This window comes from Acinetobacter sp. WCHAc010034 (assembly GCF_001696615.3).
Taxonomy (GTDB): Bacteria; Pseudomonadota; Gammaproteobacteria; order Pseudomonadales; family Moraxellaceae; genus Acinetobacter.
This window is the reverse complement of the sequence record NZ_CP032279.1, coordinates 899,335-912,224: the sequence shown is the minus strand read 5'-3', so window position 1 is coordinate 912,224 and position 12,890 is coordinate 899,335. Positions and strand designations below refer to the sequence as shown.

Genomic DNA, 12,890 nt, shown 5'->3' with positions numbered 1-12,890 from the left:
AATATGATTAAAGGTCTGGCAATTACTCCGCCGATCCTCGGCAGAATAAGTATTGGCAAGATGGTGGAAAAGAACGGCAAGCGCCTGCCTGAAAAGGATGACCAGTTTACCCTGACCAGCCAAATTCAGAACAAGGATGGCTGGGTCAAGCATCCGCTGGATGAACAGCTGCGCGCGAAAGCCGGCAGCCAGAAGCTCAGAACCATTCCAGTCAGGATGATCTTTAATGATCCCGAACTCAATCTTAGAGCAGAGTACAGCTTATTTGATCGTCAAACAGGACGATTAATTTGCTCAGGCAATGGAGAAACCTGTCAGCGCTTAACTCAGCAAGGTATTGAACATCATCCATGTCCATCCCCTGATTTATGCCCGCTGGCGCAAGGCGGGCTGTGCAGGCCCTATGGCCGGCTGTACGTGAATCTGGATGAGTCGGATGAGCTGGGCGCTTTCATTTTCAGAACGGCCGGATTCAACAGCATCCGCACTCTGGCTGCGCGCCTCAGCTATTACCATGCATCGTCGGATGGGCTGCTGTCATGCCTGCCGCTGCAATTGACCTTAAGAGGAAAATCCACTGTGCAAAGCTATCGGACACCGGTGTATTACGTAGACTTGACGCTGCGTGATGGCATTAGCCTGCAGGACGCGATTGCTTCAGCGAAGCAGATTGATCAGCAAGGTAAAGATTCAGGCTTTAATCAGAATGCTTTAGATCAGGCAGCGAGGCAGGGCTATGGTAATGCCGGCTTTGAGGCGGATGATGAAGAAAGTACGGATATTTTGGAGGAGTTTTACCCTGAAGAGGGGAAGTTGCCAGAGCAAGCGCCAGAGCGAATAAATATTAAGGATGTTCAGAGAGAGCTGCAGCAGTCGGTTCGGGCTGTGAAATCGTAAACGTAAGATTTTATGCCAGAGGCCTATCATGTGAGCGAATTGCCGCTCGCATCAATGATCAGGAGTAAACATCATGAATGCGTTCACAGGTCAGACTTTTCAGATGAACCAAATTATTAACTTCAAAGAAGTTATTCGACTCATAGGTTTAAGCCGTGCAACTATTTATAACATTATGAATGAACGCCATAAGCAATATGATGTAACTTTTCCGAAACAGGTTCATTTAACAGTAGGTCGAGTTGGCTGGTTTGCTAGGGAGATCAATCAATGGATTGAGGTTAAGTTGGCTAGCCGATAATTATGTGGGAACTTTAGTTCCCTTTTTTACTTAGAATAGAAAACCTGCTGTTAGTGTGACTATTAAATTATATATTTAAGCATGGGTGATTATACTTTTATTAATGATAATAATTATTATTTATTTTTCTTTTAAATATGTGTGTCAATGGTAAGTTAAAATTATTTTTTATATTGTATTTTATTTGTTTCTTTTTATGTATTTGATTTTATTTGGTTTAATTATTTTTTCTTTATGGTGTGCTTTTGTTTTTAAGGAAGTTTTAAGCTTTCAGTTTTATTTTTTTCTTATTATATTTTTCTGAGAGATGATAATGACTACATTCATCTTTAAAAATTCTTCATCTAATAAGATTAACTATTTAGACTCAAATTTATGTAACTCGAAATATAAAAAAGAACGATTTATTAAAGCTGATTCAGATAAAAACTGTGTGGAAGTATTGCCTAAGGTATCGTCCAAAAATGCACTCATCAGTTTGGACGTTAAGACTTTAGACCGCAGCCGTACATTAGAGCGGATGCGGGCTGAAAGTTTTATCAGTGACAAATATAAAGAAATCCATAATGCATCACTTTCTGAGTTTTTTTCAACACTGTTTGCCGGCTATACCGAAAATGGGATGCAAGTGGCAATTGGGATGGAAACTTTAAGCGGGAAAGATGCTTTTCTTGAACAATATCTGGAAACACCGGTGCAGGTGAGCCTGGAAAAATTTACCCAAAGTAAGGTTTCAAGGGACAAGCTGGTTGAAATCGGAAATTTGGCTTCTCTCAATATAGAAAATGCAAAACTGATGGTTGCTTTTCTGGTATTCCATTTAAGCCGGCAAAAAGTTGAATGGGCTGTATGTACAGGCACAGTTGCTGTCCGCTATGTTCTGCAGCAGATGAGGCTGCACTTTCATGTCATAGATAAAGCGGATCCAAACGCGCTAGGCGCAGCCCAGAAGCAATGGGGAAATTACTATCAGCAAAAGCCGCTTGTGCTGGCGATAAATGTGGCCGAAGCATTGGCCGTAACTCAGGAAATATACGATTCCAATTTCTAAATATTCATGAAACTGGGTGAATATCCAGCTTCAAACTTGGATTTCTGAAGATGATAAAAAAATTATTTGATTCAATTGCCTATCATGCAAGATATAGCCCGGAAAGAGAGGCGCTGGTGACTGCGGATCAAACGGTTAGCTATGCTGATTTGCAAATGCAAGTTGAACATCTGGCTGCTGAACTGATGCAGATGAAAAGCGAAAATCTTGCGATTTTCGGGAGCAACAGCATCGAATGGATTGTGATGGATCTGGCTGCAAAAAAAGCCAATATAACGGTTGTTCCGATTCCGCTGTTTTTCAGCAAAAATCAGATCCAGCATCTGCTCAATGATAGCCGCACAGATACAATTTTCATGCCTGCTGCATTCGGTAATGCTAGTGAGGGGGGTGAATGGCTGGAAGAGCTGAAAGCCAGCAAGACCATAAAGCATATTTCAGCTGCAAATGCTGTAAAGGGTCAATTTATCCATTTGGCTGATAAAAGAGAGCTGATTGCACATAGCCAAGCAAGTTCAGATTCTGTAAAGCCGTCGAAAATAACCTATACATCAGGCAGTACTGGAACACCTAAAGGTGTCTGTCTGGGAGAGGATACCATTGATTCAATTACACAATCTCTGAGCAATGCGCTGGCTTCACGCCAGCTGGGGCGCCATTTATGCCTTATTCCTTTTGCCACGCTGCTGGAAAACATAGCGGGAATATATGTGGCACTGAGCATGGGCAGATCATTGATGGCAGGAGATGTGAGTCAATTCGGGTTAATTTCAAATCATGAATTTAAAGTCCAGAATTTCGCTGATGCCGTAAATGAATATCAAATTGAAAGCGTCATTCTGCTGCCGCAAATGCTTAAAGCCATTGTGGAATACATTTCAGTGCACAGTCCTGAGGATTTCAGCAGCTTGAAATTCATTGCCGTCGGCGGCGGAAAAGTTGCTCCAGATTTGCTGATGCAGTGTGAAAAGCTCGGGCTTCCAGTATATGAGGGCTATGGCTTATCTGAATGCGCTTCTGTGGTGAGTCTGAATTTACCCAATGCAATTAAAATAGGAAGTGTAGGCCGGCCATTGCCCCATGTGGAAGTCAAAATAACTCCAAGTGGGGAGGTGCTGGTCAAGGGTAATGCCATGCAGGGCTATCTGAATGAACTCCCTGCAAGCCAGTATATCCATACCGGTGATGCGGGTTTTTTTGATGAAGACGGCTACTTATTCATCACCGGGCGCATTAAGCAGATTATTGTCAGCAGTTTTGGCCGGAATGTCTCTCCGGAATGGGTGGAATCCAATAGCGCAAGTGAGCCTGAAATTAATCAGATTGCTGTTTTTGGTGAAGCGCAGCCGCATTTATCCGCTGTGATTTATGCCAAAGATTCAGTATCAAACAGTATGGTTGATCAGGCAATACAAAAAGCCAATGCCCGCATGCCGGATTATGCCCGCATTCAGCATTGGTGCCGCGCTGAAGAGCCGTTTTCTTTAGCAAATGAAATGCTGACAGATAATGGAAAATTGCGCAGAAATGCTATTCAGCAGCGCTTTAAGGCAGATTTGTTGCTGAATTAGCGTACTGATAAATTTCCGGAAAATTAAAACTATTTCTGCTTCAAGCGAAAGCTGGGCGATAAGCGGCAACAGTGAGATAGAAATATGAATATGAAACAAGCTGTGATGAGTGCGGATGAGAAAGAGCTTCTTCTAAAGTCTGCAAGAAAAGAAATCAAAGCCGCTTTAACCGAAAACGGCTGGGTTCTGCTGAGGAATGAAAACTATGACGTGGCCAGTTTCAGCCAGCTGATGGCATTATTATGCCAAAAGCTGACTTACGACCCGGCGCGTGAAAATATCACGCAGCAATCGCAAAAAGTGGATGCAGGCACTCACGCTGTAGGGCTGCATATTGAAAATGGAACTACGCCATTGCCGCCGGATATTATTGCCTTTTTCAGTGCATTAAGCGCTTCGCAGGGTTCTCAGACTACGGTATGCGATGGTCACTTGGTTTGGCTGAACTTGCCGGATAGCTTAAAGGAAAAATTTTCAGCGCCGATGACGATCAGCCGGTATTTGCCCAAAAATATTTGGCAAAAATATGTTGCAGCAGCTTTGAATATCAAGATGCCTGAAGAGACGACCTGGAATGATTTGCAGCGTTTTGCAGACATGATTCCCGGCCAAAGCATCAGCCCTGCAGAAAATGGCGGAATTGAATATGGCTTACAGGTGAATATGATCCGGCATGATAATTTAAAGGGCATTCCTGCATTTGCAAATACATTATTAGGGCCATCCTATAATTATCAAAAACCGCGCTACCATTTTGCTGATGGCTCGGAAATCAGCCCGGATTTAATTTTAGAACTGGCCGGCCTCTGTGAAAAATTTACTGCTGAAATTAATTGGCAGGACGGTGATCTGGCCATTATTGACAATAAGCGCTTTATGCACGGCAGGCGTGAAATTCTTGTCCCGCTGGAAAACCGGAAGCTGTACATCAGCATGGGCCTAGGAATGAATCATAACTTTTAATTTGGCGTGCGCATATTGCATAACTATTTTTATATTCAGTGAGAAAAACTATGTCTAATTTAACAGCTGTGATTGTTGGGGCAACAGGGGGCATTGGCCAAGCCATTGCAAATACTTTAGGAAAAAAAGGCATTAACCTTGTTTTATCGGGCAGGAATGAAGGCATGCTCAAAGAGATGCAGGCTAAACTTGCGAAGAGCTATCCAAGCATCAAGTTAAACTGCTTATGCTGTGACATATCCAAACCGGAAAGCCGTCAGCATTTTATACAGGCGCTGGCCCTAATGAATACGCCGATCAACTATTATATTAATAATGCCGGAATAAATGATTTTGCTTTATTCTCAGATCAGCAGGATGCAATGATTGAAAGAATGATGATGGTAAACGTAGCGTATCCGCTGGAACTGATTCAGCAAGTTATCCCGCTGATGTCGGCAGTGAACCCCAGTCAAATTATCAATATTGGCTCCACTTTCGGAAGCATTGGCTATCCTGGCTATGTCAGCTACTGCGCGAGTAAATTTGCACTCAGGGGAGCAACAGAAGCGCTTGCGCGGGAATACTGCACAACGGCGATTAAGTTCAGATATTTCTCTCCCCGCGCTACCAGCACAGCAATGAATAGCCCTGCGGTGATTCAGATGAATCAGCAATTGGGAGTGCAAATGGACAGCCCTGAGCTGGTTGCAGAAGAGTTATATAATTTTCTTCAGCGTGATCAGCAGTCTTATCAGGTTGGTTATCCAGAAAAGATATTTGTAAAAGTGAATCAACTTTTACCTCATGTAGTCTCAGGCTCTATTGAGAAAAATATATCCACAATCCAGCATTATGCAAAATCCTGCAATGAGACATGATGGAGTTGAATTTAAAATAGCAGTGCCTACTTTATTTTAAGCCCAAGATTCTATTGTTTAGTTTGGTCGCCATTAAAGATAATTTGACTCTTTTAATTCTGCTTTGGCTTGCTGTGTCTAGCTTAGCAAGCTGTGCTTAATAAGGTTTCTTGCCGTAGATATATTCTTCAAGGTTTGCTTGCTGCTTATCTTAATTTGGAACGCTTAATTAAGCTTGATATAAATGTCTGAAAAATTAGGAGGAATCATGGAGAATATCTATCCAAAACCGATAATAATAATGCATTGGATTACATTTTTTTTGGTTGCAACTGTGTATTTGACTGGTGGAAATCCAACAACAACGGGCTTGCTTGGGCAGATTCATGTCATAGGTGGGATATCAATCTTTATTTTATTTTTCATTAGGTTAGTTTTTGTTTTTGTCTATAAGAAAAGTATTCCTCAAAATAAAATAATTAATCAATATCAAAAAAATCTATTTAAAATTGTTAGATTTTCTCTTTACTTAAGTTTATGTGTTGTTCCAATCGCTGGTTGGCTTGCATTATCAAGTTTTACTGATAATTTCAAAGTATCATTTTTAAACTTGCCACTTTTAAGCAGTGTTAGAGATGTTCAATATATTGGTGAATTGCATGAGCTTTTAGGCAATGCTTTTATTGCAATTGTAGGATTACATGCCAGTGCTGCATTAATGCACCATTTTATTTTCAAAGATAATGTATTGAAAAGTATGCTCTTTAATCGAAATAAGTGATTCAGATATATAACTTGAAAAACAGATATATTTTTTAGCTGAGAACAATATGCTTGATCAATATAAATCATGTTGAATATTTATATAAATAGATGTGGCATTTATAGGAAATAAACAAAAAAAATTAATGTGATTCTGCAGCAGTGTTATGCAGCAGGGAGAAAGTTAATGCCAGGCCTTCATCGACCGATGCGCTTTAGCTTGATATCTGCTCTTGTATCTATGTTAATGGTAATCAGCGGATACGCTGTTCCAAACTCTAAAAATATTGTTTTGAATAAAATTTCCTACCATGGCATTGGCTCTGTTCTAGGCGAAAGCCTTTATCCAGATGAAGAGGCCATAGCCGAATTCAAGTTGACCTAAATTATCAGTAATAATAAGAAATCTGCAGCATAAAGTATTGTATAAACTTAATCAGATCTTAAGAACTTGATCTTAGCCTTATGGAGAAAAATATCTTTGAGGGCTAGGCCAGTGGGTCAGCAAGTTAGTGTACTGCGTTCAAAAAAACTGTTATTTGCAATCGGCGCATTAGTCCTAGTCAGCCTTGGGCTGTTGTGGGGAAGCACTGTGTTGTCTAATAAGAACAAGGCAGCTCAAGCTAAAGCGGAAGATGAACTTCCAGAAGCTTCGATCAGCAGTGATGCTTCAGGCAGTCAAATTCTCATTTCTTCAAAGCAAATCCAGCAAGCAGGTATCCAGCTGCAAACTTTAGGGCCAGCCGCGGCGGATGTGCAAACAAGACTCGTTTTACAAGGTCAGGCACAGTGGTCACCAGAGAGTAAGGTTGTGCTAACCAGCCCGGTGTCAGGGGTCGTACAGCAGGTATTGGTGCAGCCTTTGGCTGACGTTGCACGCCATAGCAATGTATTGGCTGTGCATAGCCCGAATTTAATTCAGATTCAAAATGACATATTGCAAATTCGTGCCCAGCAACAACTTGCACAGCAAAACCTAGCACGAGAACGAAGCTTATATGTAGAGGGAATCATTGCTGAAAAGCGGGTGCAAGAAGCACAAAATCAAGTACAGCGGTTCAATATTGACTTGAGTGCAAAGCAGCGAATGCTGCAGTTTATGGGAGGTAGTAGCGCGAATGGTTTAAATCCGGTGGTTTATGTTAAAAGCCCAGCCAACGGTAGCGTAGAAAGTTTACAGGTGTCTGTGGGTCAGTATGTCGAAACTGGCACAGTACTTGGACAATTGGTTAATAGCGATTTACCGCTGCAGCTGCTGCTGCAAGCCAGTTTGGCTGACAGCAAATATATTCATGCTGGGGATAAAGTCAAAGTTGAGGGCTGTGAAATCACAGGCTATGTTCAAAAGGTTGCGCCAGCGCTTACCGGCAACACTCAAACTCAAAATGTCTTGGTGCAAATGGATGCAAAAGACAGCTGCTTACGGGAACAGCAATTTGTAAAAGCTCATATTCAAAGTTATACCCCAACAGTAATTGCTGCATGGTCTGTGCCAAGTGCTGCGGTGGCCTTAAAAGATGGCAAGCATATGATATTTATCAAAAATAAAAGTGGTTTTTCTACTATGTCAGTTAACCTGATTGGTGTCAATCAACAGCAAAGTCATATTGCAGCTGCCGCATTAAGGCCAGAAATGCAGTTTGCGGTTAGCGGTGTAGAGCGCCTCAAGGCAGTGTGGTCTGGCTTTGGTGCAGAGCAAGCGCCAGCTGTCAGCAGTGTTGCAGCAAATTGAGGTTGAGCACATGTTAAAACGTATCATTGCATTTTCACTGAGCCAGCGCATCCTGATGCTGTTGCTTGGGTTCACTATAAGTGTAGCTGGGTACTTGGCTTTTACCAAACTGCCTATTGATGCTTTTCCGGATGTATCAAGTACTCAGGTTCAGATTGTGATGAAATCACCCGGCATGACTCCAGAGGAAGTGGAAAGCCGGATCGTGATGCCAATCGAACAGGACATGTTAGGAATACCCCATCAAACTGTACTGCGTTCGCAGTCTAAATATGCTATTGCCATCATTACTTTGGATTTTGCCGAAGGCACTGATCCATATTGGGCCAGACAACAGGTCAATGAACGCTTAAGCGGGGTAATGCCAGCACTGCCAAGCAGTGCCTCGGGTGGGATTGCACCGATGACGACACCATTGGGTGAGTCATTTATGTTCACTCTTCATGGACCACTAAGTGATATGGAAAAACGCACCCTGCTTGATCGGGTGATTCGTCCGCAGCTGCGGAAAATTGAAGGGGTCGCGGACGTCAATGCGTTGGGTGGTTTAGTCCGTACTTTTGAAGTTACACCAAATTTGGAAGCATTGGCCGCACGCGGCCTATCTTTGACTCAACTGCAGCAGGCAATTGAACTTAACAATGCCAGTGATGGTGCTGGACGGCTCAATGAAAATGGTGAGTCGCTGCTGATACGCAGTGATAGCCGTGTCAGCAGCTTAGCAGAGTTGGGTGATATTATTGTCTCCAATGATCAGGGAACATTAATACAAGTTAAAGATATCGCTGAGGTACATACTGGTGCGCTTACTCGCTATGGCGCTGTAACTGAAAATGGTCAAGGTGAAGCGGTTCAAGGTATTGTTTTAACTTTAAAAGGTGCTAATGCCCGCCAAGTGGTGCAGCATGTGCGTGAGCATTTGCAAGAAATAGAAAAAACCTTACCGCAGGGTACAACGATAGAACCATTCTATGACCGCGGCGAATTGGTAAATCGAGCCATTCGTACTGTAAGTAAAACCCTGTTTGAAGCCATTATTTTGGTGTTGATTTTACTATTGCTATTTTTGGGTAATCTCAGATCGGCTTTGGTCGTGGCAACAGTTTTACCGCTGTCTGCATTGAGCACTTTTTTAATGATGCGTCAGTTTGGTTTAAGCGCTAATTTAATGTCACTGGGCGGCTTGACGATCGCTATTGGTTTACTGGTTGATGCTGCTGTGGTGGTGGTTGAAAATATAGAAATGCAATTAGCTGATGCACATGAATCAGAGCAGCATTCATTTTTACCCCCGTTAAATGTGATTTATCGTGCTGTCTGTGAAGTTGCAGTACCGGTAACAGCAGGGATGATAATCATTATGCTGGTTTTTATTCCTCTCATGACTCTAGAGGGTTTAGAAGGCAAGCTCTTCTCTCCAGTGGCATTGACTATCGTTTTTGCTCTATCAAGTTCACTGATATTTTCACTTACAGTGATTCCCGTGTTGTGTTCTTTTTTTCTCAAATCACAAGCGCATCACACACCGTTTTTGGTGGCCAAGCTTGAAGCCGGCTATAGCAAAGTTTTGGATGCTAGTTTGGCTCATCCGAAAAAAGTTTATGTCTTGGCAGGCAGTTTATTGTTGGTGGCGGCTCTGATTTTTCCATTCATTGGCAAGTCATTTATGCCGACTATGGATGAGGGGGATACCATTTTACAGCTGGAAAAAATCCCTTCGATTAGCTTGCAGAACTCGATTGCATTGGATTTAGATATCCAAAAACGTATTTTACAACAGGTTTCTGAAGTGGCGCGGATCGTAGCGCGTACAGGTTCGGATGAGTTAGGTCTGGATCCAATGGGCTTAAATGAAACGGACAGTTTCATCGTGCTTAAACCGCAAGATCAGTGGCAGGGGAAAAGCAAGGAACAAATTTTAGAAAAAATTCGTCATGTGCTTGCTGATGTTCCTGGGGTGAATTTAACTTTTAGCCAGCCGATTGAAATGAGAACTTCGGAGATGCTGTCTGGGGTGAGGGGGGATCTAGCGGTCAAAATCTTTGGCAGTGATTTAGATAAACTTAATGATTTATCTAAACAAATCGCGTCAGTATTGCAAAGTATCGAAGGCAGTGAAGATGTAATGACGCTGGAAAATTCGGGGGTGCAATACCAGGAATTACGCATTCACCGTGATATGGCAGTCCGCAATCAGCTGGATAGCCAGAGTATTCAAGCCCAGCTCAAAATGTTAATAGAAGGCAAAGAGATTGGGACGATTATTGAGCAAGGCCGTCCAGTCCCATTGATGATGAAAGGCGATCCCCAGTTGGGACAGTCGAGTTTTGAATTGTCCAATATAGCGTTACCTATTGAAAATGTAGCTGCAGTACCGCTGTCATCTTTGGCCGAAATGGTCAAGACTGAAGGTGTGGTAAAAATTGATCGGGAAAATGCTTCACGAATGTCAGTGGTACGTGCGAATGTTCGTGATCGAGACTTGGTTGGTTTTGTTGATGAAGCCAAACAGTTGGTTACTGAAAGGGTTAAGTTACCCCCAGGTTATTCATTGAAATGGGGTGGTCAGTTTGAGAACCAGCAGCGTGCAGCCGCTCGCTTGATGTTGGTGGTGCCAGCCGCATTAACCATAATTTTCTTTTTACTGTTCACTACCTTGGGTTCTGTGCGCCAAGCGGTCTTGGTCTTTGTCAATATTCCGTTTGCCTTGATTGGCGGGGTGCTGGCTTTAGCTATGACCGGCGAGTATTTATCTGTGCCTGCTTCGGTAGGATTTATCGCACTGATGGGAATTGCCGTGCTTAATGGCTTGGTGATGATTGGTTATTTTAATCAGTTAATTTCCCGTGGCGTTGCGATTGAAGCCGTGGTCCGTGAAGGCGCCATGCGTCGTTTGCGCCCAGTAATGATGACTGCCAGTATTGCAGCCTTAGGTTTGATTCCATTGTTATTTACTACAGGCCCCGGAGCTGAGATCCAGCGCCCATTGGCTATTGTGGTGATTGGGGGGCTGATTTCTTGCACCATGCTGACCCTGATTTTACTTCCCAACCTTTTTAAACAGTTTGGTTTAGCGCGAGATCATCATGTCTGAAATGTGCCAACTCTCTATTAATGTATCGATTGATATTGCTGAAGAATTGATGAGCCATTTATGGCTAATTCCGGAGTTGGTTACAGGTTGTACCTGTGTGCCAGCACGAGGCTTTGGCAGCCGTCAGCATTATCGCAATATTCAAGAAAAAATTCGTGGTGCGACGGAACGTAATATGATCTTGCTGATTGTACCGGAAGCCTCAGTGTCACTGATCTTGGCGCATATTAATCAAAAATTTAAATCAAATGATTGTTTATATTGGGTTTTACCAACTATTACCTTTGGCTATGTTGGTCAAGGAGCATCTGACTGATGAAATTAGATATCAATACTCAACCGGCCTTGCTCAGCAAGGCTTTACGTTTACTTGGACTAGGCTGCTGTTTTGTTATGGCTTCAACTGTATCAGCCGAGTCGCATCTAGATATGGTGCTGCCGCCATTCGATGCAGTAAAACAGAGTCTGGCACAGCATCCTAGTGTGCGCGCAGCAGCTTCTGATCAAAATTTTGCTGGCTTTGCCGGACAGGGGCTGAAATTGGGACAGCATCCATGGACAGCCACAGCAGGGATGCAATTGCGTAAGACGGATGCACAGCCAGATCAGCAGCAGTCCAACAGCTATGAACCCAGTTTTGGCATAGAAAAACAAATTCGGTTGCCCAATAAGTATAGGCTTGATCAGGATCTGGCCCAGCGTGGTCTAAGTATTGCCGAGTTAAAATATGAAGATGCCAAACATGAAGTAGCCCAAGGCTTGTTGAACAATTGGTTTGCTTATATGCGTTGTACTTTGCAGCTGACACGGCTGCAGGAGCAGTTGGTTCAAATTCAGAAATATATGCAGACGACTGAACAGCGTATTCGTGCCGGAGACGCACCGCGACTGGAGTTGATGTTGTTGAGCAACGAATATCGGCAGGTTGAAGAGAAATATGTGCAAGCTAAGGCTGCCTATTATCAAGCTCAGCAATTATTGGCCCGTGATTATCAAGGCAAGATTCCTGACCAGTGGAGCGCCGATATTATACAGCTTAGCCAGTTGCAATATAGCCAAGCTGAGTGGGTACAGCAAATATTGTCAACGAATCATGAGTTGGAGCTAGTGCGGATGCAGGCTAAACAGCAGCATATTTTATTGAAAAGAGAGCAGCTCAATAAGCTTCCTGATCCAACTATTGGCTTGGGCTATAGTAGAGAGCAATCTGGCGCTGAAAACCTAATAGGGATAACCGTTTCAATACCATTTGCTGGCCGGCATGTGCGTATAGCCTCGGGAATGGCAGCAGCAGAGGCACATAAAGCTGATATAGAGATAATACGCGTGGAAAATCGTTTGCGCCAAGAAGCACAATATTGGTCTACTCAAATGGAGTCTGCAACTGTGAGGAGTACTAAGGCGCAGCAAAACTTGGCACAGTTGCAGCAACAGCATTCTCTGATGCAAAAAGCCTATAAACTGGGTGAGTTAAGTTTAAATGAACTTTTATTGCATTCACAGCAGTTGATTGAAGCACGCAGCCGAGTCGATCAGAGCAAAGTTGATTATGCTGAGAGCCTCAGCATGCTCTTGCTCAATTCACATCAATTGTGGCCTTTTCATGATGATCATGAGGTTAAATTTTAAACTGAGAGAGAAGTATATTGATCATCAAGTATCGTGCAAATTGCTTAGCTA

General features: G+C 42.9%; 11 protein-coding genes. All 11 read left to right on the top strand.

Going from position 1 to position 12,890, the window contains the following annotated elements:
* Positions 1-3: 3 nt before the first annotated feature.
* The 11 genes from BEN74_RS06015 to BEN74_RS05965 all read left to right on the top strand — a co-directional run bounded on the left by BEN74_RS06015 (position 4) and on the right by BEN74_RS05965 (position 12,839).
* Positions 4-897 carry a hydrolase or metal-binding protein gene (locus tag BEN74_RS06015; protein WP_068910536.1) on the top strand — a complete coding sequence of 298 codons (894 nt, stop codon included), beginning with the start codon at positions 4-6 and terminating at the stop codon, positions 895-897.
* A gap of 73 nt (positions 898-970) precedes the next feature.
* Positions 971-1,198 (top strand): AlpA family phage regulatory protein, encoded by a 228-nt coding sequence (locus BEN74_RS06010; protein WP_068910535.1) that lies wholly within the window; start codon positions 971-973, stop codon positions 1,196-1,198.
* A 313-nt stretch (positions 1,199-1,511) separates the two neighbouring features.
* Positions 1,512-2,249 (top strand): thermostable hemolysin, encoded by a 738-nt coding sequence (locus tag BEN74_RS06005; RefSeq protein ID WP_171404882.1) that lies wholly within the window; start codon positions 1,512-1,514, stop codon positions 2,247-2,249.
* Positions 2,250-2,299: 50 nt separating this feature from the next.
* The gene (locus tag BEN74_RS06000; RefSeq protein WP_068910534.1) at positions 2,300-3,820 is read left to right on the top strand and encodes an AMP-binding protein; all 1,521 of its coding nucleotides are present in this window, start codon (positions 2,300-2,302) and stop codon (positions 3,818-3,820) included.
* A gap of 84 nt (positions 3,821-3,904) precedes the next feature.
* A complete protein-coding gene (locus BEN74_RS05995) occupies positions 3,905-4,783 on the top strand; it encodes a TauD/TfdA family dioxygenase (protein ID WP_068910533.1) in 879 nt (292 codons plus the stop codon).
* Positions 4,784-4,833: 50 nt separating this feature from the next.
* Positions 4,834-5,643 (top strand): SDR family oxidoreductase, encoded by an 810-nt coding sequence (locus BEN74_RS05990; RefSeq protein ID WP_068910532.1) that lies wholly within the window; start codon positions 4,834-4,836, stop codon positions 5,641-5,643.
* A gap of 247 nt (positions 5,644-5,890) precedes the next feature.
* The gene (locus tag BEN74_RS05985; protein WP_068910559.1) at positions 5,891-6,403 is read left to right on the top strand and encodes a cytochrome b; all 513 of its coding nucleotides are present in this window, start codon (positions 5,891-5,893) and stop codon (positions 6,401-6,403) included.
* Between the two features lie 477 nt (positions 6,404-6,880).
* Positions 6,881-8,116 carry an efflux RND transporter periplasmic adaptor subunit gene (locus BEN74_RS05980; protein ID WP_068910531.1) on the top strand — a complete coding sequence of 412 codons (1,236 nt, stop codon included), beginning with the start codon at positions 6,881-6,883 and terminating at the stop codon, positions 8,114-8,116.
* A gap of 10 nt (positions 8,117-8,126) precedes the next feature.
* The gene (locus BEN74_RS05975; RefSeq protein ID WP_068910558.1) at positions 8,127-11,210 is read left to right on the top strand and encodes an efflux RND transporter permease subunit; all 3,084 of its coding nucleotides are present in this window, start codon (positions 8,127-8,129) and stop codon (positions 11,208-11,210) included.
* Complete coding sequence (locus BEN74_RS05970) at positions 11,203-11,526, top strand: DUF3240 family protein (RefSeq protein WP_068910530.1); 324 nt, start codon at positions 11,203-11,205, stop codon at positions 11,524-11,526. Before BEN74_RS05975 ends, BEN74_RS05970 begins: the two co-directional genes overlap by 8 nt.
* The gene (locus tag BEN74_RS05965; protein ID WP_068910529.1) at positions 11,526-12,839 is read left to right on the top strand and encodes a TolC family protein; all 1,314 of its coding nucleotides are present in this window, start codon (positions 11,526-11,528) and stop codon (positions 12,837-12,839) included. The genes BEN74_RS05970 and BEN74_RS05965 overlap by 1 nt, the downstream gene beginning before the upstream one ends.
* Positions 12,840-12,890 lie beyond the last annotated feature (51 nt).

Bases quoted from the DNA above. Each gene is read 5' to 3' on its own strand.
- BEN74_RS05990 (WP_068910532.1), top strand. From the start codon at position 4,834: ATGTCTAATTTAACAGCTGTGATTGTTGGGGCAACAGGGGGCATTGGC.
- BEN74_RS06005 (WP_171404882.1), top strand. From the start codon at position 1,512: ATGACTACATTCATCTTTAAAAATTCTTCATCTAATAAGATTAACTAT.
- BEN74_RS05995 (WP_068910533.1), top strand. From the start codon at position 3,905: ATGAATATGAAACAAGCTGTGATGAGTGCGGATGAGAAAGAGCTTCTT.
- BEN74_RS05985 (WP_068910559.1), top strand. From the start codon at position 5,891: ATGGAGAATATCTATCCAAAACCGATAATAATAATGCATTGGATTACA.
- BEN74_RS05965 (WP_068910529.1), top strand. From the start codon at position 11,526: ATGAAATTAGATATCAATACTCAACCGGCCTTGCTCAGCAAGGCTTTA.
- BEN74_RS06010 (WP_068910535.1), top strand. From the start codon at position 971: ATGAATGCGTTCACAGGTCAGACTTTTCAGATGAACCAAATTATTAAC.
- BEN74_RS06000 (WP_068910534.1), top strand. From the start codon at position 2,300: ATGATAAAAAAATTATTTGATTCAATTGCCTATCATGCAAGATATAGC.
- BEN74_RS05970 (WP_068910530.1), top strand. From the start codon at position 11,203: ATGTCTGAAATGTGCCAACTCTCTATTAATGTATCGATTGATATTGCT.
- BEN74_RS05975 (WP_068910558.1), top strand. From the start codon at position 8,127: ATGTTAAAACGTATCATTGCATTTTCACTGAGCCAGCGCATCCTGATG.
- BEN74_RS06015 (WP_068910536.1), top strand. From the start codon at position 4: ATGATTAAAGGTCTGGCAATTACTCCGCCGATCCTCGGCAGAATAAGT.